Annotated in this window: 19 protein-coding genes; 6 read left to right on the forward strand and 13 right to left on the reverse strand. The window is 64.0% G+C overall.

Annotated features, from left to right (window positions below; translation table 11 throughout):
* Nucleotides 1-32: 32 nt before the first annotated feature.
* Entirely contained in the window at nucleotides 33-635 is a 603-nt protein-coding gene (locus VGM20_05675; GenBank protein HEY4100346.1) for a hypothetical protein, read from the reverse strand.
* An 868-nt stretch (nucleotides 636-1,503) separates the two neighbouring features.
* A complete protein-coding gene (locus VGM20_05680; protein ID HEY4100347.1) occupies nucleotides 1,504-2,331 on the reverse strand; it encodes a hypothetical protein in 828 nt (275 codons plus the stop codon).
* A gap of 805 nt (nucleotides 2,332-3,136) precedes the next feature.
* Between VGM20_05680 and VGM20_05685 the strand changes: the two genes are divergently transcribed.
* The 4 genes from VGM20_05685 (at nucleotide 3,137) to VGM20_05700 (ending at nucleotide 6,344) form a co-directional block, all read left to right on the forward strand.
* Nucleotides 3,137-3,463, forward strand: coding sequence for a PadR family transcriptional regulator (locus VGM20_05685; GenBank protein HEY4100348.1), 327 nt, complete (start codon nucleotides 3,137-3,139; stop codon nucleotides 3,461-3,463).
* Nucleotides 3,460-4,062 (forward strand): permease prefix domain 2-containing transporter, encoded by a 603-nt coding sequence (locus VGM20_05690; protein HEY4100349.1) that lies wholly within the window; start codon nucleotides 3,460-3,462, stop codon nucleotides 4,060-4,062. The genes VGM20_05685 and VGM20_05690 overlap by 4 nt, the downstream gene beginning before the upstream one ends.
* On the forward strand, nucleotides 4,059-5,777 hold the full coding sequence (locus VGM20_05695) for an alpha/beta hydrolase-fold protein (GenBank protein ID HEY4100350.1): 1,719 nt from the start codon (nucleotides 4,059-4,061) through the stop codon (nucleotides 5,775-5,777). The genes VGM20_05690 and VGM20_05695 overlap by 4 nt, the downstream gene beginning before the upstream one ends.
* A gap of 93 nt (nucleotides 5,778-5,870) precedes the next feature.
* Nucleotides 5,871-6,344: a cupin domain-containing protein gene (locus VGM20_05700; protein ID HEY4100351.1), complete on the forward strand. Its 474-nt coding sequence runs from the start codon at nucleotides 5,871-5,873 to the stop codon at nucleotides 6,342-6,344.
* A gap of 52 nt (nucleotides 6,345-6,396) precedes the next feature.
* Here VGM20_05700 and VGM20_05705 read toward each other — a convergent pair whose 3' ends face one another.
* The gene (locus tag VGM20_05705; protein ID HEY4100352.1) at nucleotides 6,397-7,044 is read right to left on the reverse strand and encodes an HXXEE domain-containing protein; all 648 of its coding nucleotides are present in this window, start codon (nucleotides 7,042-7,044) and stop codon (nucleotides 6,397-6,399) included.
* A gap of 23 nt (nucleotides 7,045-7,067) precedes the next feature.
* Nucleotides 7,068-7,922, reverse strand: a complete 855-nt coding sequence (locus VGM20_05710) for an NmrA/HSCARG family protein (GenBank protein ID HEY4100353.1) — start codon at nucleotides 7,920-7,922, stop codon at nucleotides 7,068-7,070.
* A 179-nt stretch (nucleotides 7,923-8,101) separates the two neighbouring features.
* Between VGM20_05710 and VGM20_05715 the strand changes: the two genes are divergently transcribed.
* Both VGM20_05715 and VGM20_05720 read left to right on the forward strand, forming a co-directional pair.
* Nucleotides 8,102-9,025: a hypothetical protein gene (locus VGM20_05715; protein ID HEY4100354.1), complete on the forward strand. Its 924-nt coding sequence runs from the start codon at nucleotides 8,102-8,104 to the stop codon at nucleotides 9,023-9,025.
* 254 nt (nucleotides 9,026-9,279) lie between these two features.
* A complete protein-coding gene (locus tag VGM20_05720) occupies nucleotides 9,280-10,821 on the forward strand; it encodes an NTP transferase domain-containing protein (protein ID HEY4100355.1) in 1,542 nt (513 codons plus the stop codon).
* On the opposite strand, the gene VGM20_05725 is transcribed toward VGM20_05720, so the two are convergent.
* Genes VGM20_05725 through VGM20_05765 form a run of 9 tightly spaced genes read right to left on the reverse strand, consistent with a single transcriptional unit; the run spans nucleotide 10,804 to nucleotide 20,980 of the window.
* The gene (locus VGM20_05725; GenBank protein ID HEY4100356.1) at nucleotides 10,804-11,904 is read right to left on the reverse strand and encodes an ABC transporter ATP-binding protein; all 1,101 of its coding nucleotides are present in this window, start codon (nucleotides 11,902-11,904) and stop codon (nucleotides 10,804-10,806) included. The two genes, VGM20_05720 and VGM20_05725, sit on opposite strands and share 18 nt — an antisense overlap.
* Complete coding sequence (locus tag VGM20_05730) at nucleotides 11,882-12,703, reverse strand: ABC transporter permease (protein ID HEY4100357.1); 822 nt, start codon at nucleotides 12,701-12,703, stop codon at nucleotides 11,882-11,884. The genes VGM20_05725 and VGM20_05730 overlap by 23 nt, the downstream gene beginning before the upstream one ends.
* Before the next feature lie 8 nt (nucleotides 12,704-12,711).
* Entirely contained in the window at nucleotides 12,712-13,512 is an 801-nt protein-coding gene (modA, locus tag VGM20_05735; protein HEY4100358.1) for a molybdate ABC transporter substrate-binding protein, read from the reverse strand.
* Nucleotides 13,509-14,627, reverse strand: coding sequence for an ABC transporter permease (locus VGM20_05740; protein ID HEY4100359.1), 1,119 nt, complete (start codon nucleotides 14,625-14,627; stop codon nucleotides 13,509-13,511). The genes modA and VGM20_05740 overlap by 4 nt, the downstream gene beginning before the upstream one ends.
* On the reverse strand, nucleotides 14,624-15,679 hold the full coding sequence (locus VGM20_05745) for an ATP-binding cassette domain-containing protein (GenBank protein ID HEY4100360.1): 1,056 nt from the start codon (nucleotides 15,677-15,679) through the stop codon (nucleotides 14,624-14,626). Before VGM20_05745 ends, VGM20_05740 begins: the two co-directional genes overlap by 4 nt.
* Nucleotides 15,676-16,728, reverse strand: a complete 1,053-nt coding sequence (locus tag VGM20_05750) for an efflux RND transporter periplasmic adaptor subunit (GenBank protein HEY4100361.1) — start codon at nucleotides 16,726-16,728, stop codon at nucleotides 15,676-15,678. Before VGM20_05750 ends, VGM20_05745 begins: the two co-directional genes overlap by 4 nt.
* Before the next feature lie 28 nt (nucleotides 16,729-16,756).
* On the reverse strand, nucleotides 16,757-18,379 hold the full coding sequence (locus VGM20_05755) for a DHA2 family efflux MFS transporter permease subunit (GenBank protein ID HEY4100362.1): 1,623 nt from the start codon (nucleotides 18,377-18,379) through the stop codon (nucleotides 16,757-16,759).
* The gene (locus VGM20_05760; GenBank protein ID HEY4100363.1) at nucleotides 18,373-20,487 is read right to left on the reverse strand and encodes a peptidylprolyl isomerase; all 2,115 of its coding nucleotides are present in this window, start codon (nucleotides 20,485-20,487) and stop codon (nucleotides 18,373-18,375) included. Before VGM20_05760 ends, VGM20_05755 begins: the two co-directional genes overlap by 7 nt.
* Before the next feature lie 4 nt (nucleotides 20,488-20,491).
* Complete coding sequence (locus VGM20_05765) at nucleotides 20,492-20,980, reverse strand: hypothetical protein (GenBank protein ID HEY4100364.1); 489 nt, start codon at nucleotides 20,978-20,980, stop codon at nucleotides 20,492-20,494.
* Nucleotides 20,981-21,054 lie beyond the last annotated feature (74 nt).

Below are 21,054 nucleotides of genomic sequence, written 5' to 3' on the forward strand. Positions count from 1 at the left end.
GTCTGTGGCTCGCGTGAACGCAACGGGTTCGCTTATTCGGCCGACGTGGCCTGGTTCGATGCGACTTCGGCCGACTTCGCGTCGTAGTCGTTGATGAACAGCCAAATCAGGTCACCCCGTTGGAGCTTTGCCCGGTTACCCAGCTCAACTCGAATAGCTCTTAGCAACGCCTCAACCTTGTCCATTCCGTCGATTGAGCTAGATGCTTTCCAGTCGTGGTTTCGAACGATTCCCCAGGCTCTGATTACGTCGTTTCCGCCCCACATAAGCGTTTGCTCCGTGAAGCCTTGCATGGCAGCCTGGACTTCTCGATCTGACATCTTTTGATGCGGGTACTTCGACGCCGCCATTGTCCGCATCAACGTGGTAATAAGCTTTTCATAAACCGGTGCCTTTCGCTCGCGAAGATCCTGCTGCAACTTCACGCGTTGCTCCCACGCCTTACCAAGCACCACCGTCGCAGCGGCCACGATTATCGCAGTTGTACCGCCGACAATGGCTTTTCCGACGTCCGAACCGACCTGACTCAACCGACCTATGATTCCAGCCACAAACAGGTAGAGGCCACCGCCGAGGGCGCCGATCATAAGAATTCCGAAGATGACCGATGTGAGCTGACCAAATCTCGCTCGCATTCTCTCCCTCCGTGCTCGTCGAGTACAATGCCTGCCATTCTTGTCGCTTACGTTCATCCACCACAGCGCCAGGTCAGAAAAGTCCGTTAGTTCGCCGTTCGAATCGGCACCGGGCTAGCTCATGAGAAACTGGAGCGCGAGCGCCGAGCCGTCCGTCAAGCCCAAGTCGGCGCGAAAGGCCGTGGCCGAAATCAGCTCCATATGCCGACGGCCGGAACAATCAGGAGAATCGCCGACGAATCGCAGTCCTTCGTCGTCCGATCTCCAACGAAAGTTCCAGGCCAATACTACCTGATCGACTATGACGGGATAGAGTCGTGGATCGAACCCAAACTGGTGCCGGCGCCGTTCGAGGGAGACAAGATCGGCGTAAGCTGCTAACGAGAAAAAGGATTGGGGCCAGGTTGGGTCGACATCCGCGCAAGCGTTCGCTGTACCTCGCGCCAATTGAATCCTCTGATCCCGCGCCCATGCGTCAAGCATGGGTTGTAGGAAGAGTCCCGCGGTTCCGGTGCCTGGACAAAGTCTGCACCGAACATGCGATCCGTTAGGGCGAGTCATCGGTAGTCCAAGATGGGGGGATCGGCGCCGAAGGCACAGATGCATACGTGGCAGCGGCTCAGGGTCAACGCCAAATGGTCCCCTTGCCATCGGTGCGTAGCCCGGCGGACAGAACTGAGAAGCCCGGCGGAGGTCTGTGACCGGCTTGAAGTTTGAAACACGCCTAGCTCTTGCCTGGAAACGAGGCAATTTATCGAAAATTCCCGCGACCGTCGTAAGGATAGTTCGCCGCTCCCCCGAGGTGCCCACGCTCGTTCGAAGGGCGAACAGCGGCAGTGGCCGTGACGGTGCGTTCTTCGTTAGGCTACTACTCCGGCTGGTCGACTGTCAACGCAATCGCGGCGCTGATTGGCGCGCCACGCTCGGAAAACACCCGGCGGACGCCGTCGTCGTTGGGAGAGGTGGTAACGTAGCCTTGGCGGCAGCTGACTAGTTCGTCGACGAAGGTCTCAAGTCGCCATCCCGCCGAGTGTTGTTCCTCGTCAAAGGGCGACCTAAGCAGATAGAGCAGGTCCCCGTAGGAAGGGCTGTATCCCTTCTCACGACTAGCTAGGCTGTCGCGTAGCGCGGCCGCAGGCACCACTCGAACCCCGACGTCGTTTCGGCGGCGGCGGTACGGGCGGGGCGAAAGCGGAAAAGATTGACTCAGAGGTATGCGAGTAGGGTGGTAAAGCATGTAGTGGACCGGAATCTGGTGTGTCCTCTCGTACTCCCGTATTGCGCGGTACTGTTCGTCGTCAATTGTCAGCGCCTTGTATCGCGCGCTTGTCGAAAATGAAAACGTCCGGGCTTCAGTGCTTTTCGCAAATGATAGGTCCGATTGCCAAAGTCGCCCGAAGCCAACCTGATAGTCGATGGGCCGATCTTCCTCGAAATCTTGCTCGATTGGGTACAGGCGCTTGCTTTGCAGCAGCGCAATTTTGCCCTTTCGAACTTTGCCACCGCGGCGCAATAGGAACAGAATGCCGATGTCGGCGATCTCCCAGGAGCCCCAGTGATGCATTCCACCGAGGTAATGGATGTCCATGCGTACGACCCATTGGGACGGAAGAACCGTCGGCGCCGCGACGTTCGAGAAGTGTTCTACCAGCGAAAGGTCAAAGTGGGTTTCGTGAAGCGTGGGAATGTGCGCCATTTTGTGAGCCAAGCGCCAGTTGCACTCGGCGAACGTCGCGCGAAGCCAATCGCGAACGTCCTTAGGGATCGGAACCTCAGACCTAGCCATTGGGAATTAGGCTGGAGTCCTTCACGTAGACGAAAAAGATTCCTTTGATCAACTCATGCCTGCGATAGAAGTCATCCTGACTGAGCATCTTGACTGGTTTCCCGGGTTCAATTTTGGGCAACCCCAATGGCCAAGTGATCTCTTCCCGATCGATTACAGGTTCCGGCAACCACTGCCACGTCCCGTCTGAAAACAAGATGATTGCCTTTCGATTCACCAGTGTGTACATCATGCCTCCTTGAATTTCGCGCCCTAGATTGTAAGTATACCGCGAATCGAGGCGCAGTTCTGTTGGTTACCGAGGCAGATCTGCCGCAGCTATGTCGCCTCAACGGACTTCGAACGCGCCCGCCCCCCCCCCAGACGAATGGACACCGGAACGGACACCACGTTTTGGTGTCCGTTCCGGTGTCCATTGAGGTACGTTTTCGTGTCGAATCGAGAGAAACCATCCCGGCAGACAGGCGGGCTTTCTCAGGAAACTCCGGCATTGCAGCGTGATTGGGCACTTGCGTAGGACGCTTCGGGAGCAGGAGGTCCGGGGTTCAAATCCCCGCGCCCCGATGAATTGGAAGTGATCGCCTCGCTTGGGTCTACATGACTGAGCGAGGTTTTCGCTTGCCCCGTCTTCCGAAGCGCTGACGCGACGTTGCGCCTGATGGCGTGCCATCCCCTTTCCTTGACGCCCGCCCGTTTGTTCTGTATTGTAGAACATATGCAACCCTCCATGGGCGACCTCGAATTCTCCGTCCTGCTCGCGGTGGCCCGCGAAGCCGACGCGGCGTACGGCGCAGCGATACGCAGGGATGTCTCGACCCGGGCACGGCGTGACTACTCCGTCGGAGCGATCTACTCGACCCTGCAGCGCCTCGAGGACAAGAGGCTGCTCACCTCCCGTGAATCAGAGCCCATGCCGGTTCGCGGCGGTCGCGCGCGACGCTACTTCATGCTGACCGTCTCGGGCCGGGGCGCACTGCGGGCGGCCGCGAAGGCTCGCCGGGCACAATTGCGCGACCTGCCGTTCGGATGGCGGCCGGCATGACGCGTACGCCCCCGCCTGACGCCCGACTGTTGCTGTCGACGCTCATAGGCACGCACCCGTATCGCGACAGCATTCTTGGTGATCTGGAAGAGCAATACGCAGAACGTCTCGAATCCACCGGCGAGGCCGCCGCCCGCCAGTGGTATCGCCGTGAGGTAGTCCGCTCGATCATCCCGTTCGTGGCAATGCGAGGTGCGGCCTGCCGGTCAGCGCTTCGCGTCGTCGCGGCGGTGCTCGCGGCGTACGCCGGAACCCTCGGCCTCATTGCGGCCCTGGTTCCACCGCTCGAGCGGATCGCTGCAGTTCGTGGTGCCCCGCCATTTGGTCTCGGCTATCTCGTGTTGCTGACAATCATTGGCGCAATGGCCGGGTACGCCGCCGCGCGCTTTGCCGCCAAGGATGCCAGGCTGGGTGCGCAGATCCTGTTGATTGTCACGCTGGCCATAGGAGCCGGTCACGTCGCAAAGGGTGCGCCATCCGAACGCTGGTTGCGCGCGGTCAAGGTGATCATGCTTGCGACCGCGTTCGCCGCCGGAGCGGCCGCCGCATCGAGGCGACATCGATCATCTTCACTGCCCAGGACAGGATCGATCCGATGAAACTGTCAGCCCGTACGATCGCTATCGCACTCTGCCTTTCCCCAGCGTTCGCGCCCAATGCTCGCGGTCAATACGCCGCGCGGCCGCAACCAGCCGTCGCCGGACTCGTCGCGGCGTTTGCCCAGCATCCCGTGGTGGCAATCGCGGAGGCACACTCGCTGCGCGAAGCGGGCGATCTGTATGTCGCGCTGGTGCGTGACCCGGAGTTTCAGCGAACCGTCAACGATATCGTGGTCGAATTCGCGAGCCGGCAGTCACAGGCGTTGCTCGACCGCTACGTCGTTGCGGGAGATTCCGTGGCCGAGGACACGTTGCGGACGATCTGGCGGAACACCACGAAGGTGGCCGGCTGGGACTCGCCCGTGTACACGCGGTGGCTTACCGCAATTCGCGATGTCAATCGAAAGCTTCCCGCCGGCCACAGGATCCGCGTGCTCGCCGGAGACACGCGCGTGGACTGGCAGGCATTGCACACACCCGCAGACTGGGCCGCACTGGGCGACAACAACGTGTCGTTCGCGGATGTGATCATCAACGACGTCCTGAAGAAGCGGCACAAGGCACTCGTCGTCCTCGGCAGCAATCACCTGATGCACGGCGGCTCGCCGCGTGACGGCACGCCCAATACCACGTCACGCGTCGAGGCGCAGTTTCCCGGGGCGATGTACGTGGCACTCGAGTTTACCGGATGGCCAGGAGGCGACACCACCGGCATGCGCATCGCCAGCGAACGCTGGCCCAACAGGAGTATTGCTGCGGTGGCCGGGACGTGGCTCGCCCCGGTGCTCGTCGGCAGCAACAATTACCGATTCGATGCGCTCGCCGATGGGCTGCTCTATCTCGGCCCCGCAGAGGCGTTTCATCGGGAAGAGATGCCGCCGTCATACTACGATCAGGCATACATCACCGAAGTGCCGCGACGTTCGTGGATCGAGTTTGGCGATTCAGCTCGCCTGGCAGGACTGATGCCGGTTGGACAGGTTATCGAACATCAGGTGCCGAGCCGAGTGTTGCCGCGGGACCGGCATGTGTGGGTATATATACCGCCGGGATATCGCATGGCGGACAGCGCCAGCACGTCGCTGCTGATCGCGTTCGATGGAGGCGTCTACACCGGCGACATTCCGCTTCCACGGATCCTCGATTCGCTGATCACCGCGAAAGCGATTCCGTCGACTGTGGCTGTCATGATCGACAATGCTTCGGGTCCGGAACGCATTGCCGACCTCGGCAATCGTGTTCCGTTCGCGACCTTCGTGACCGACGAGCTGGTGCCGTGGATGCGAACTCACTACGGCGTCACCCACGCGCCGGAACGGACGGTTATCACGGGGTCGAGCGCGGGTGGGCTCGCGTCAGCCTACATCGCGTTGCGCCGCCCGGATATTGTCGGCAACGTGGTCTCGCAGAGCGGCGCCTTCTGGCGCGGCATTGACGCGAGCGATGGCCCGCCATTCGAGCTGATTACACATCAAGTAACCGCTGCTCCGCGCGCGAACATCCGGTTCTTCCTGGATGTCGGTTCCACCGAATCGACGGGGGCAATGGGCGGGACGGCGCCATCCATTCTCGATGCGAATCGCCATCTGCGGAGTGCCTTGATTTCGAAAGGATACGCTGTGACATATTTCGAGGTGCCGGGCGGCGCTCACGCGCCGGATTCATGGCGGAAACGGCTTCCCATCGACTTGGCCGCCGCGCTGAGGGTGAGGTGAGGCGCGCTGAGACCCGGACAGCGGCCGCGATCGTCGTGCGTAAATGACGCACAACTGAAGAAGAGGCCACCCCGTCCTCACGAGGAGCAGCCCATGACAACCGCCCCCGAACGGCATGTCCTCCCTGAAGGCGCCGGACTTCGCCTTCAATCCGGCCCGGGCCGCGACCTGATCTTCAAGGTCACTGGCGACGACACCAACGGCGCCTTCGACTACTTCATCGTCGAGGTGGCACCGCATGGCGGGCCACCGCTTCACGTTCATCACCGGCAAGAAGAGACGATTCACGTGCTCACGGGGAAGTTCAAGGTCCGGATCGGCGAATCGACCTATAGTCTCGACGAGGGAGGCTTCGCGTATCTCCCGGCCGGCGTACCCCACGCGTTTCTCAACCTCACCGCCGAACCAGCGGAGATCATCGTGGTGTACACGCCGGGCGGCGGCCACAGATTCTACGAGGATCTCGGTCCGGTGGCGCGGAATCCAGCATCGACTCGCCAGGAAATCGCCGACGTCTTCGAGCGACATGGGATGACACTGCTGGGGGCGCCGCTCACGGCGGACTAGCCGACGTGGCTGCCTCCGTGCGTAGAATATCGACCTCGCTCCCGACATTTCCTCACGAGGAGGAACGCCCCGCCCCGCGAGCACCCCTCGTCATTTCCGCTTCTGAAAACGGATACTTCGATTCCTTGTTGCGAAGGAGGATGATCGGCAAGAGGAACAACACCAGCGCGGCGGCGAACACACCGATGCCCCCAAGGATGAAGTCTTCCGTCGTCGCAAGATTGTTCGTCACCACATACCAGATGTACCAGGCGCCGATCGGCCAGAAGAGGAGGACGTTTGTCGCGAACCCCGGGTTGTAGAGCCTTCTCTGCTTGATGGGAATCACGACGACATGGGCGAGCGTCTGAAACAGGCCGAGACCGATCTGGGCTAGGCCGAGCCAGATCATACCGGGGAAACAGATTGCCAGGATATAGAAGGGGTAGGTCAAAAAGACGTTGCTGATCATGCACTGGTTGGCGTTCAACGGGTATCTGTCTGGATGCGCCTTCTCTCCGAACATGATCGTGTTCGATACCGTAGGAAATCCTCCGGGGTAGGCATATTCCTCGACCTGGTGAGCCAGCATCGCCATGAAGCTCAAGATGAGGATTAGCTGAATGGTGCTGAAGCTGCTCCCCCGGAAGCCCAAGAGAAACGCAAGGGCGACGAAAAGGATTCCTCCGACATGGTACCAGTTGTGGCGGTAGTATTTCATCTGTGGTAGACGTGTTCGCCGCGCTATGCGTGGCGCGGCAGCGTGCGAACCCAGTCGGTGAACGTCAGCGCGCGAATCCCATACCGCTGTTCCGTTCCCGCGATGTCGGCTGAGTAGCCGACCCTCTCGAACCATTCGGTCATGAGTGCCACGTCCTCGCTCTGCTGGCGCACCTGCTCGATCGGGATCTGCTGGTACGTGAGCGCCTTGCCGACGACCGGCGAAAGTGCGGCAGCAGCTTCGGTCATCGTAACGGAGTCGCCAGCGATGTCGACTTCGGCGTTCTCCATCCGGTCAGCATCAGCAAAGGCCTTCGCACCGAATTTGCCGATGTCGTCGACGGCAATCATCTGCAACTTTGTATCAGGTGCCAGCCCCATGGCGAGCTTGTCCCCGGCAAGCGACCACGGCGAGAGGAGGTTCTCCATGAAGAACACCGGGCGGATGATCGCGTATGACGGGAAGCCAAGTCCCTTGACCGTCTGTTCGATACGGAACTTGTTGTCGAAGTGCGGAATGCCGGTGTCCTTCTGGGCCGAGCTGACGGACGCGTACACGAACCGCTGCACGCCCTGGTCGCGGGCGAGTTGCGCGAGGCGCTTCCCCTGGATCTCTTCCTTCTCGACCCCGGCTTCCCACGTATTCTGCACCGAGTAGACTCCCCATGCATCGTCGAGCGCGCGCGCCAGCGAAGCATCATCGTCGAGATCGCCCGCGACGATTTCGACGCCAGCGGCGGCGAGGGCCTTCGCCGCGTCGGATTCGGGTTTACGTGTGAGCGCACGAAGCATGAACCCGCCGCGCTTCACAAGGTGACGGAGCGTCGCGCCGCCCTGATGTCCCGTCGCGCCGGTGATCAAGATCAGTTTGTCAGGCATGTGAACTTCCCATTGAAATTGTTGCACGCCCAGCCTTCAGACGGCGTTTCACCACCCAGCTCCCGAAAGGTAGAACCCTGCGGACCCAACCGGCGTTGCGGAGCCTCCGCCCAGGCGCGATACTCCACTCCTCCCGCCGACTGCGCCGCAGCCGACCGTCCTCGTCCGATGAGCCAACAATGAAATCCGGATTCCATGCCCGCTTCGCCGCACTGATCGCTGCTTCGATCCTCGCGGCCTGTTCCGGCTCCGGGTACGGCACCACCACGCCGCCACCCCCGCCACCGCCCGCTCCACCACCACCGCCACCACCTCCGCCGCCGCCGCCGCCGGTCACGCAGCATCTCTATCTCGGGCAGGACGACGTACCAGGGAAGCTTCTCGTCTACAACTTGCCGCTCAGTGCCAGCAGCACGGCGGTCGACAGCGTGCCGTACAATGCCAACGGCTCCCTCAGCATCAACACGACGACACTCGTGGCAACCCGGATCACGGACCTCAGCGTCTCGTTGTTCCAGCTCCCGCTGACATCGGCGAGCAGTGCGTATGCCACGATCCCGGTGGGACTCGTCGAGTATCCGCTCCTCCTGCCGAGCGGTGCACTCTATCTGAGCGCGCGGGACACGATCCACATCTATACGCCGCCGTTCACCAGCGGTTCGACGCCAGGCAGCCAGCTGGTGACGCCAAACTTCACGGCCGGCATGACCATTGATCCCAACGGCACGGTCTACGCGAGCAATGCAACGCAGATCGACGTCATCAGCGGCGGTATCCTCACGACAACGCTGACAGCCGCCCCAGGAACCGAATTCGATGCAGTCGCCGCGAGCGCAACGCAGCTCTTCGCGTGCGAGGGGACCAACATCGCCAGTCATGTCTACATCTATTCGCTGCCGCTCACCGCAAACGCAACTCCCGCGGTGACGATGAATTCAGGAACCATAGGCATCAGCGGCTGCGCGCTCGATTCGAGCGGCAAGCTCTACCTCACCTGGGGGCCGACGGTCGTTGTCTTTGCTCCGCCGTTCACCAACAGCAGTACTCCCGTCCTCTCCCTCACCGTCAACGGCGGTGCCAGCGGCATTGCGATCGGACCGTAGCCGGCGCTTTCACCACTTTCGTTCAGCGCCAGGTTGCCCGCGTGGTCGAACGGACGGACCAGCAGGCAAGCTGACGAGAAGCTGTCAGCATCCGTCGTTTACGATCCGGATAAAGCCGGATCCGCCTTGCACCGGCATACATGCTGCGTCACGATTGAGTCATGATACGCGGGACTCAGCAGCTTTGTCGTCGCCAATCCGAACCAGCGTTCACCGTCGCTGGAGTACGTCGGCCGAGGTTGCGCGCGGCGTGATTGCCATCATCCTCGCCGCGGGCCGCGGGCCGCGGCAGGCGGCTCGGCGATCTCGGCACCGGGATGCCGAAGTGCCTCCTGCCGATCAACGGGCGATCGTCGCTCGATCTCTACGCCAGCGCCTTCGAGCGCGCCGGGGTGATCGACGAGGTCATCGTGGTGGGCGGCTACCGGATCAATGATGTTCGCAACAGTCTCCCCGCCGGCTTTCGCCTGATCGACAACCCCGACTACGCCACCACAAACAGCCTGGCGTCACTCGCACTGGCACTGCAGTCGATTCCCGCTGACGACGACATCGCGGTCTTCAACGCGGATGTGATCTATCAGCCCGATCTCCTCGGCCGCTTCGTGCGATCGCCGCGACGGACGGCGATGCTGATCGACGAGCTCCGAGATCATGACCCGAACGAGTACCAGGTACGGGTCGTCGATGGCATGATCGCGCGCCTCAGTCCGTTGATCCCGCCCGAAGAGTCGTTCGGCCAGGACGCGCAGGCGTTCAGGATCGCACCAGAGCATTTGCCATTGGTCCGCGACTTCGTGCAGCAGGAGCTCGACGGCGGCGGCCGCACCACGCTTTACAGCGGCTGGGTCCTGACCATGCTTGCCAAGCAGGGCCTGCTCCATCCGGTGTACACCAACGGCCAGATGTGGAGCGAGTTCGATACTGCCCACGATTACCAGCGATGTGTCGAACTCGCGACCGCGGAAGAAGGACGGACGCCGTTCTTCGGATCGTACGGCCTCGACGACACCGCGCCGGTCACCAACGCAGATGAGGATGTCGTGGAGCTGGCGCAGTTGGAACGCCGGTCGTTCGGCTCGCTGGCGCGGCGCACGTGGGATGCGGTTGCACATGGCAAGCTGCCGTGGCGCCTGCAGTGGCTCGCGGAGTTGCCGGCGGCCCTGCGTGCCTCACCGCGACGGGCGCTGCGCTGGATGATGCCACTGGCGACTCGCTCGATGACGAGGGAGAGTTTCCGCCTCCAGGTGCACGGCGCACGGATGATGGCGGACGTGATGGACGCAGCGGCGGAGGTCGGCATCCGGCCGTACCTGATGTGGGGGACACTCCTCGGCTGCATTCGCGAGGGCGGCTTCATTCGCGGCGATCATGACGTCGATCTCGGCGTTGCCGACGGGGAGTTCGAACGAATCCCCGAATTGACTGCCCTGATGCTTGCGCGGGAATACACGCTGCGTGCAGAGACCGACACCAAGGTGTCGTTCATCCATCCGAAGGTCCCACTCTGGATCGACCTCGACCGATTGGTCGAGTCCCGCGATCACTTCTGGATCCCCGATCCGCCAGGACAGAACGCGTTCAGACATGCATACTGGTTTCCACGCCCCTCCTTCGAGACGCTGTCGGTGCGCCGCTTCGAAGGGGTCGATGTATTCGTGCCGGATGGCGCGGAGGAGATCCTGACGGCGATCTACGGAACGTGGTGGATTCCGCAGCAGAAGCGCCACTTCCAGCGCGGCCCGCTCAATCTGATGATGCAGGAACAGCCGGTCGGCTCAGTCGTCGAACGTTAGCGTCACCGCGCTCGCGTCGAACGTTGCCCAGAGCGTCTCGCCGATTCGAGGAATGCCGAATGTCGTCAGGTCACTATTCAGGACTGCGCTGAGCACCGGCTCACCATCGAGTGTCATCAGGGTCTGCCGGCCGCCGTGCGCCGGAACGATTTCGAGCAACTCGCCCTGCACCACGTTGATGCCCCGCCGATCCGCCGGCCGTTCGCGATGCAGCGTGATCACATCGGGGGAAATCGTGAGTGTCACGGCATCGCCGTTCCCTGGCGCCGGCGCCGCACACCAGAGATCTCCCCATGTCGTGGCGACGCGCCGCCACTCGCCATCGCCGCCGGGGGCCGGAGCGCGTTCCACCATCGTGCCACTCAGGAGGTTCACGCCAAGAAACGCCGCGACGTACGGCGACCGCGGCCGCCTCACGAACTCGTCTCGACTGCCGATCTGCGTGATTCGTCCATCTTCGAGCGCCGCGATCCGATCGCCGAGAATGAGTGCTTCCGACGGCGCGTGAGTGGCATAGACCGTCGCGCAAGCGAGCGATTCGAGGATCGCGCGGAGTGCTGTCCTGATCGACCGCCGGGTCGCGAGATCGAGCGCCGACATCGGCTCGTCGAGGAGGAGGAGTTGCGGCCGAAGGACCAGCGCACGCGAGAGTGCCACGCGTTGCTGCTGACCACCCGACAGTTCTCGCGGGCGCGCGCCGGCGAGCTTCGCGATCCCCAGCTGTTCCAGTGATTCTGCCACGCGAGACTCGATCTCGGCCCGATCGGTCCTCATCGCACGCAAACCGAAGGCGACGTTCTCGAACACGGTCAGATGAGGGAAGAGCGCGTAATCCTGCGGCACAAAGCCGATGGCACGCTGCCACGGTGGCATCATGAGATCGCGCGCGGCGTCTGCGTACACCACATCGTCGAGTGCGATCGATCCGTTGTCGGGGACTTCCAGCCCCGCGAGCAGCCGCAGCAGCGTGCTCTTCCCCGATCCGCTCTCACCGACAACGACGAGCGTCGTCCCTGCGTCGACGGAGAACGCGACGTCGAGCCGGAAAGCGCCGAGACGCTTAACGACCGCGACGTCGAGCATCGGAGTCCCTGCCGCCGATCGCCGCGCCCCATGGCGCAAAGCGGAGTGCGGCGAGGATCGCAAAGGAGAAGAGGATCAGGAGGACGGCGAGCGCCACCGCGCTGTCGAGGTCGCTCTGCAGCGCGGAATAGACTGCGAGCGGCATCGTCTGCGTGCGCCCCATCAGGTTGCCGGCGAAGGTGATCGTGGCGCCGAACTCGCCGAGCGCCCGCGCCCACGACATCGCCGCACCCGCGAGGAGCGATGGCAGCGCCAGCGGCAGCAGCACGCGCCGGAAGAGATGCATCGGCGAGGCACGGAGCGTCATCGCGACATCACGATATTTCGGTTCGACTTCGCGCAGCCCCGCGACCACCGCCGAGATGAAGTACGGCGTCGCCACGAAGAGCTGCGCGAGGATCACTGCCAGCGTGGTGAACGGAATCGACAGACCAAGCGCGCTCAGCGCCTTCCCGGCGATCCCGGCCCGCCCGAACGCCAGCAGGAGCCCGACACCGGCCACCGTCGGCGGCAGGACGATCGGCAGTTCGACCAGCACTTCGACCAACCGCTTGCCACGGAAGTGATAGGTGGCGAGAAGATAGGCGACCGGGATTCCGAGCGTTGCGACGGCGATCGTGGCGATCACGCTGGTGAAGAGCGAGAGCTTGAGCGCCTCGATCACGATCGGCTGCTGGATGTAATGCCAGAGCGAAGCTGGTGGCACCCTGAAGAGGAGCGCCACAAGCGGTAGCGCGAGAATGACGAGGAGTGCCGCGATCGCAACCGCGACGACAAATCGCAGCGCGAACGATCGCACCGCGTTGGTCAGTGGCTCGCTCGCACGGGGACGAAGCCGTTCCGCGCCAGCACGTCCTGGCCGCTTGGCGAGAGGACGAGCTGCACGAACGCCTCCGCCGCTTTGCTGGTCGAGCGCCTGAGTACTGCAATCGGATAGTCGGCCAGCGGATTCGCGGGCTCGGGGATTGCGATCCGGGTTACCGCCTTCGCCACGGCGGGAGTGACGTCGGAGAGGTAGACGATCCCCGCATCGGCCTCGCCGAGTTGCACCTTCGCGACCACACCCTTCACGTTGTCTTCATTCGAGACGACGCGGGCGTTGACGTCCTCGGCGTAATTAGCCGGGAAGCCGGGCTGCTTCGCCAATGCGTCGATCGTCGTGCGGGCATAGTGTCCGACAGGCACGGCGGGATCGGCGAGGACCAGCTTGACGCCGGGCTTTGCAAGATCGTGAAGCGTCACGATGTGCGCCGGATTCTCCTTCGGCACGATCACGACGAGGTGATTGTGCACGAAGACCGCAGGCGCGCCCTTCGTCAGGCCGGCGTCGTGCACCACCTTCATCCAGTGATCGTCGGCGGAGGCGAAGACGTCGGCGGGAGCGCCTTGCTGGATCTGCAGCGCAAGCGCCTGTGATCCGGCGAAGTTGAACGCGATCTCGACAGTCGGATCGTGATGCCTCAGCGTATCCGCGATCTCGTTGAACGCTGCCGTGAGCGACGCCGCCGCGAAGACCGTCACCTTCTCGCGTTGCGGCGCCGGTTTGCCGGGTGGAATGATGGCACCCACCATCGTGACCAGCATGAGGCTCTGCATCGTGGCGATCACAACGTCCTCCGGAAGAGCATTACCGATCCGGCAAACATCAGCACGGCGAAACCGAGAAGGAAGAGGATATCGGGCAGAATGACTGTCACGGCCGCTCCCTTGAGCAGCAGCACTCGCAACGCGTGCACGGCGTAGGTGAACGGGTCGATCATCGACACGACGCGGAGCCATCCCGGCAGCGCCTTGACCGGGTAGATCGCGCCGCTCGGAAAGTAGAGCAGCGTGTTGAGCATGCCGAACAGCGCCCGCGGCGCGATCGGGTTGTTCATTCGCGCCACAAGGCACGACGTCATCGCCATGAATGCGAATGACGAGATCGCCACCAGGACGATCAACGCCAGCAGGCGCCCCGGTTCGAGCACTGCCGTGGCGCCCGCGCCGAGACCGCCGGCCACGATGATCAGCACGCCGCCGAGGGTCGCCTTGATCGTCCCGGCGATGTTCTGCCCCATCAGCAGCTCGAGCTTGGTGATCGGCGTGACGAGATACCCCTCGTGCACGCCGCGCTGCTTGTCGTCGAGATACATGATCGCGCCGCCGATCATGACCGACATGAAGAGGCCCAGCGAGATCACGCCGGGGAGCATGTAGCGCGCGTATGGGATGTACGGATACAACTCCACCGGTTCGAGATTCACCGCCGGCGTGAGCCGCGGCTCCGGGCGATCGCGCACCGCTTCCGTCACTGCGCCCTGCGCCAGCCCGTGCAACGTGGAGGAGATGAAGTTGTCGGTGTTGTCGAGGAGGATCCCGACTTCGGGTTTCTGGCCCGAATACACATCGCGGGAGAAGTGTGGCGGAATGACCAGCGCTCCCTGCACCTTGCCGCTGCGCACGTCGTGCACCGCCGATTGTTCGTCGGCGTACTCGACCGGCTCGACCATGTCGCCGTTGGCCTGGAGGACGTAGAACGCCTCGCGCACGCGGCGCCCCGCGGGGCCGCCATCTTCGTCGACCATTGCCACCGAGAGATGCGTGATCCTCCCGGCAAAGGCGTTGCCGAGCACCAGGAGATTGAGGAGCGGCATCAACCCCGTCATCACAAGCACCAGTGGCGAGCGCACGAACTTGCGCAGCTCGCGCTCCATGATCGCGAGGACGCGGCCGAGGTTCACCGCCGACCTCGCGGCCCCGCGCCGGCTTCCGCACCAGCGACGTTGTGCTCACCAAAGGAATGGCCGGCGTAGTGCGCGAAGACGTCGTCGAGGGTCGTGGTGCTCACCGCCAGCGATTGCAGCTGGACCCCGGCATCGCGCGCCATCCCGACCAGTGCCGTCGCCGTGCGCCCCGCTTCTTCGGCCACGATCCGCCAGGTATCACCGCCGAGTGGTTGAACGACGCTGACGCCGGGAAGTGTGTGCAGGCGTGCGTCCCAGTCGGCGGGAACTGCACCGAACCGTGCATCGATCGCGCTTGCCCCGGGTACCGAGAGCTTTAGCGCCCTCGGCGTGTCGAGGACAACGAGGCGCCCACGATCGACAATGGCGATCCGGTCACAGAGCCGGTCGGCTTCGTCCATGTAATGCGTGGTGAGGAGGATCGTCAGCCGCCGCTCCTGCTTGATCAGCGTGAGCAGCTCCCAGACTTCGGCGCGCGACACCGGATCGAGACCGGTTGTCGGCTCGTCGAGAAAGAGAATCGCCGGCGAGTGCACCAGCCCGCGGGCGATCTCGACGCGACGCCGCATCCCGCCCGACAGCGTGCCGACCAGCGATTTGCGACGATCGGCGAGGTGCACCATCTCGAGGAGTTCGGTGATGTTCTGCAGCCGGCGCTCGCGCGGCACGCCGTAGAGCTTGGCGTAGATCGACAGGTTTTCCTCGACCGACAGGTCGACATCGGTCGTAAGCGCCTGCGGGATTACGCCGATTGACAGGCGCGCGCGGTCGGGATCAGCGGTCACATCGTGACCCGCCACCGTCACCCTGCCGCTGGTGATCGGCACCAGCGTCGTCATCATCCGGATCAGCGTGCTCTTTCCGGCGCCATTGGGGCCGAGGAGCCCGAACGTCTCCCCCGCGCCGACGGTGAACGACACGTCGTTGACCGCGGTCAGTGCGTCGTACTGCTTGACCGCGTGCTCGACCACGATCGCCGGAGCAGCGGTCCCGGTCGTCCCGTCGCGATCGGGGCCCGCTGCCACCGGCAGCGGCGGTGCAGCAGTCATGACTTCTTCACCGGGAGGATCACGTTTGCCGACATCCCCGGCACCAGGGTGTGATCGGGATTCGGAATTGCCACGCGGAACGCCACCGCGCGGATGTCGCGCTTCGACGAACTGATGTCGTGCTGCGTCGCGAAATCGGCTTCGACGCTCTTGCTCAGCACCACGCCGCGAAGCTGGCGTCCGCTCGGGAAAGTCACCGTGAGCGAATCGCCGACGGCGACACCGCCTGCATCGGTTTCCGGCGCCGCGACGCGCACCCACAGATGATCGGGATCGATGATCACCGCCACCGGCGAACCGGGGCCAACCAGTTCGCCACGCCGCGCCACGAGCACCTGAACCACGCCGCCAACGGGCGCCGTGAGATCGGTGTAGCCGAGGCGCGTTCCCGCCGCTGCCGAATCCGCCTGGGCGCTGTGCAGCTGTGCGCGGCTCGCCACCACCTTGCTCTCCGCTGCGCGCGAGGCGAGCGCAGCGGCATCGGCTCGGCGCACGTCGGCCTGTGCCCCGCGCAGCGTCTCGCGTGACGCGGCCAGTGTCTGCTCCTGCACCTTCGCCGCGGTGCTCGCCTGCTCGAGGGCCTGCTCCGATACCGCGCCGCCGGCCGCGAGTGCGGCAGTCCGCTTGGCGTCGTTGCGCAGCCGCGTGAGCTCGGCCGTCTCCCGCACCACATCGGCGCTGTCGGCCGCCAGCTTGGCGCGCGCCGCCGCCTGATCTGCCACCGCTTCGCCGGTTGCCTGCTGCGCGGTCGTGGTCGCCTCGGCCAGCGCGGCACGTGCGCCCGCAGCCGTTGCGCCAGCCGACGACGCCATCGCCGCGAGCTCGCTCGGATCGAGCGATGCAATCCTGTCTCCCGCCTTGACCGTGGCACCCTCGTCGATCCAGATCGAATCAATCCGCGCCTGCACCGGCGGGGTCACTACCACCTCGTTGGCGTCGACGATCCCGGCGAGGGTGAGCTGGTTCGCGCCGCGGTGGACCAGCAACCACCACGCCACCACGAGGATCGCGACCACGAGAGTGGCAATACCAACGACGCGGCGACTCATCGGGCCGCCGCGTGCATGCCGTTCGACATCAGTGCATCTCCCCCGCGGCTGCGGGTCCGGAGTGTTTGCGGAGCAGGAAGACCGCCGGCGCCACGACGGCAAAGCAGATCAGGATCAGGATCCAGCAGTCGTTGTACGCCAGCATCGACGCCTGCCGCATCAGCTGCCCGTCGAGAATTCCCACTGCGCGGTGTTGCGCCTCGACCAGCGACCCGCCCTGCTGCAGCATCCCGCCGACCAGGCCGTTGTATCGCTGCTCGAAGATCGGGTTGCCGGGGTAGGTGTTCGCCACCAGATCGGCGCGGTGATACGCCGTGTGCCGCGTGAGATACGCCACCAGCACGGCGATTCCGAATGAGCCGCCGAGCTGCCGCGAGAGATTGATCAGGCCGCTCGCCTGCTGCGCCTGCGCCGGCTCGAGCGCGCCGTACGCCGCGTTGTTGATCGGCGTGAAGAGGAGGCCGAGGGCAAGTCCGCGAATGATCAGCGCCAGTCGCGCATCGGGTTCGCCGGACTGGGTGCTCAGATGTCCCAGCGTCCACATCGCCAGCAGCATCATCCCCATGCCGGCGAGGATCAGGTACCGGGCATCGGCTTTCGGCTTGGCGCCGTTGAGCAGCAGGCCGCAGAAGATCGCCATGATCCCTGTCGCGATCCCGCCGGGAAGCATCGTGAGCCCGGTTTCGGTGGGCGTGAAATTGAGAATCCCCTGGGTGAAGAGCGGGAAGAGGAACGTCCCGCCGTAGAGCCCGAAGCCGAGCACCACAAAGAGGAAGATCGACGCCGACAGGTCGCGATTCTTGAGGACCCGGAACTCGATCACCGGGTGCTTGTTCCTCGCCGACAGTTGCCACCAGACCATCGTGACCAGGGTCACGATCGATACGATCGACAATTCGACGATCAGCGAATCGGCAAACCAGTCCTTGCGATTCCCCTCTTCGAGGACGTACTGCAGCGAACCGACGCCGATGATGAGCAGCGAGATCCCGAGCCAGTCGACCGGCCCCGAACGGCGCTTCATCTCCGGCGGATCATGCAGGAACGTCGTCACCAGGAACGCCGCCATGAAGCCGATCGGGATGTTGATGAAGAAGCACCAGTTCCAGTTGTAATTGTCGGTGATCCAGCCGCCGAGCGTCGGGCCCAGCGTCGGCGCCATGATCACGCCGAGAATGAAGATCGCCTGGACCAGCCCCTGCTCTTCGCGCTTGAAGACCTGTCGCAGCGTCGCCTGCGCCGTGGAGAGGAGTGCCGCGCCACCCGCGCCCTGCACCAGGCGCCAGACGATGATCTCCGACAGGCTCGACGACATCCCGCACATGAACGACGCGCCGACGAAGATGAAGATCGAGACGGTGAGATATCGCTTCCGGCCGAACGTCGCCGTGAAGAACGCCGTCATCGGGAGGACGACAACGTTGGCCAGGATGTACGACGTGGCAACCCACGCGATCTCTTCGCGCGTGGCGCCGAGATTCCCCGCCATGCTCGGCAACGACACGTTGATGATCGTGGTGTCGAGGATCTCCATGATCGCCGCGGTGATCAGGCCGAGGAGGATGAACCACCGGTATTTCTCGACGAACTCGGCGTGGTCCTCCGCGTCGGCGGCGCCCGCCGCTGATTCCGGTTTCGCGGCCGCTACCATGACGGCGCTCCGATCACTTCGACCCTGGCGATGATGTCTCCCTCGAGAATCCTGTCGACCACGTCCAATCCGTTCGTCACCGCACCGAACACCGTGTAGAGGTGATCGAGGCGGGGGTTGTCGGCGAGATTGATGAACCACTGCGCGTCGCCGGTGTCCCGTCCACGAGATGAGATGCCGATCGTACCACGCGCATGCGAACGGCCGGTGAGCTCATCCCGCATGAACAGCGAATCACCGACGTACTCCGACGCGTCGGGACCGCCCCCCTGCACCACGAAATTCGGTTCCACGCGCTGGAAGACGTGGCCGTCGTAGTAGTGCGCACGCGCGAGTTCGACGATCCGCGCCACGGTTGCGGGGGCGTCGGCGGGGTCGAGAAGAACGGTGAACGTGCCCCCGCCACTGGAGTCCGACATTGTCACGCGCAACGTGATCGCCGGCGTGAAATACAACGCGGCGAGCGGCCGGCTGCGCAGCGCCAGAGGCTGTGGATGCGCTTCGACCGCACTCCCCGACCATTTGGTGAGAATCACCGCGGTATTCGTGGCAATCGTCGTATCGAAGTCAGCGAGATATCGGGTGAGCCTCGTGCTGGTGCCGAGCGAGCCCATCTCGCCGATCCGCGTGAGGAGCATCACCCGAGGATCGCGGGCATTCTCCCGGCGCTCGGCGCTGAGCGAGTCGAAGGCGTCGAGGATCGCGGGAAGTGCCGCGGGCGACGTCGAACCGCGCAGCGCGGTCGCTGCTTCGAGGACGACCTGGTTCCCGTGTGAATGGAGCGCTGCGATGAACTCGGGATCGGCTTGATGGTGAACCAGGCGTGAGAGACCGGCGATTGCGGTTGCGCGGACGTTGTTGTCGGGATCCTGCGCCAGCGTTTGAAGGACCACGACATTGCGCGAGGCGGTGGCGGCGTTCGCGGCAAACACACGAGCCGCAGAGGGCGGCGAAGTGGTCGCGAGCGTCGCAACGAACGGCGCCGCGCGAGCGGAGTCAATCTTCGCGAGCGCAACGATCGCGTGCGCCCGGCGCTGCCAGCTGTGGCCCGGAGCCTTGGCCCGATCGGGGTGTTCGACCGTGCCGAGGAGTGCCGCGATCACCATCGCGGTGTCGGCGCAAGGCGAGCCAAGTGCGTCGATCGCGGTGAGCGCGACATGATCGGAATGATCGCGAGTCGCGGCAAGGATCGGAGCGCACGCCGGGCGTTGCGCTCCGGCGCGTGCAGCGGCGACGGCACCGACCCGAACGATCTGGCTCGGATCGGCAAACGCTGCCTGTACCAGTTTGCGCCGAAGATCGGGCGACAATCCCTTTGCACCGACCAGCGCGAGACGGCGAACCTGTTCGTCGTGATCGCGAAAGGCGGCGACGACCGTCGCGGAATCGAGCGCATTGAGATTGCCGAGCGCTTCGACGGCGAGGCGACGCGAAGCGGCCTCGGCAGGCGGAGTTGCAGCTGACTTCAGGTAGACGATCGACGCCGGCGTCGACGCCCGAATAGTCGAGAGTTCGTAAAGCGCGTCGACGAATCCCGGTGCATGGTCTGCCTGCGCGCGCGCGAGGATCGCCGAGATCGCCTCGCGGGACTCCACGGTATCGGCGTACGGCAGCCGGCCGATTGCGGTCGCGATGATGCCGGCCACCTCGTCATTCCGCTCGGTGGCAAGTGCCAGGCGCAGCGCTGACGCCGCGGCGCGAACTGCTGGCTGCAGCGAATCGTTCGGGCGCCGAGTTGCCCGGCTCACCCCCTGGGCGATCGCGTTGGCCGCTTCGCCCCGGATTGCGGGGACGGGATCATGGAGGAGGGGGAGTAGATCGAGGGAGGGATTGTTCGTCGTCGGAGCGACGTGGATCACGAGGTCAGGGCGCTGCAGCCGCCCCAGCGCCCGAATGGCGATGCGGCGCAGCAGCGTGTCGCTCGAACCGAGGTAGGCGATGAGCGGTCCCGCGCCATCGCTTCCCGTGGCGCGGGCGTCTTCGATCTGCAGGATTCGTTGGAGTGCGGCGGAGTCGGCGTGGGGCCGGGACTGCGAAAGGGCCCGGTCCGCCCTCGCGAAGGCGATACAGCCAACAAGCGCGATCGCGAGGGGGAACCGGCGTCTCATCCCTTTAATATGTCACGTCAAAGGCTCCGTTGGTGACGGTGAGCGTCCCGGTGGCCCCGCCGCTTACGGCCGCCGCGACCATCGAAAAGGTCCCCACCACGTGATTGGACGTGAAGGTCGTGAAAGTCACGCTTCCAGAGCCGCCCGGTGCGTAGGTGTCCCATCCACCCCCTGTGCCACTGGCGACAATCCCGGAGGAGCCGGGAGTATTGAGGTAAGTCAGTGAGTAGGTCCCGGGTCCGGTGGCCTGGACGACTGCCATCGAAATCCCGTAGGTCAGGTTGAGCCCTGCCATCGCGAAGATGCCGTTGCTGACGGCGACTGACGGCTTGGCGGCTGCGGCCCAAGCCTGGCCGTTGATCGTGGCGCTCATGCCAAAGTTCCCCTGCGGTCCGCCGCCGCCACCGGGGCCGGTGGTCGAATCGGAGGAGGAGCAGCCAGCGGTAGTGACGAGGGCGGAAAGGGCGAGGGCGGAAAGAACGCGGCGGATCATCGGGATTCTCCAGGCGAGGTGTGGGGACGGGGACTGGTTCGGCGTCGAGGGTTTGGTCCGTTAGCATTGCGCAG

The organism is Gemmatimonadales bacterium (assembly GCA_036500345.1).
Lineage (GTDB): Bacteria > Gemmatimonadota > Gemmatimonadetes > Gemmatimonadales > GWC2-71-9 > Palsa-1233.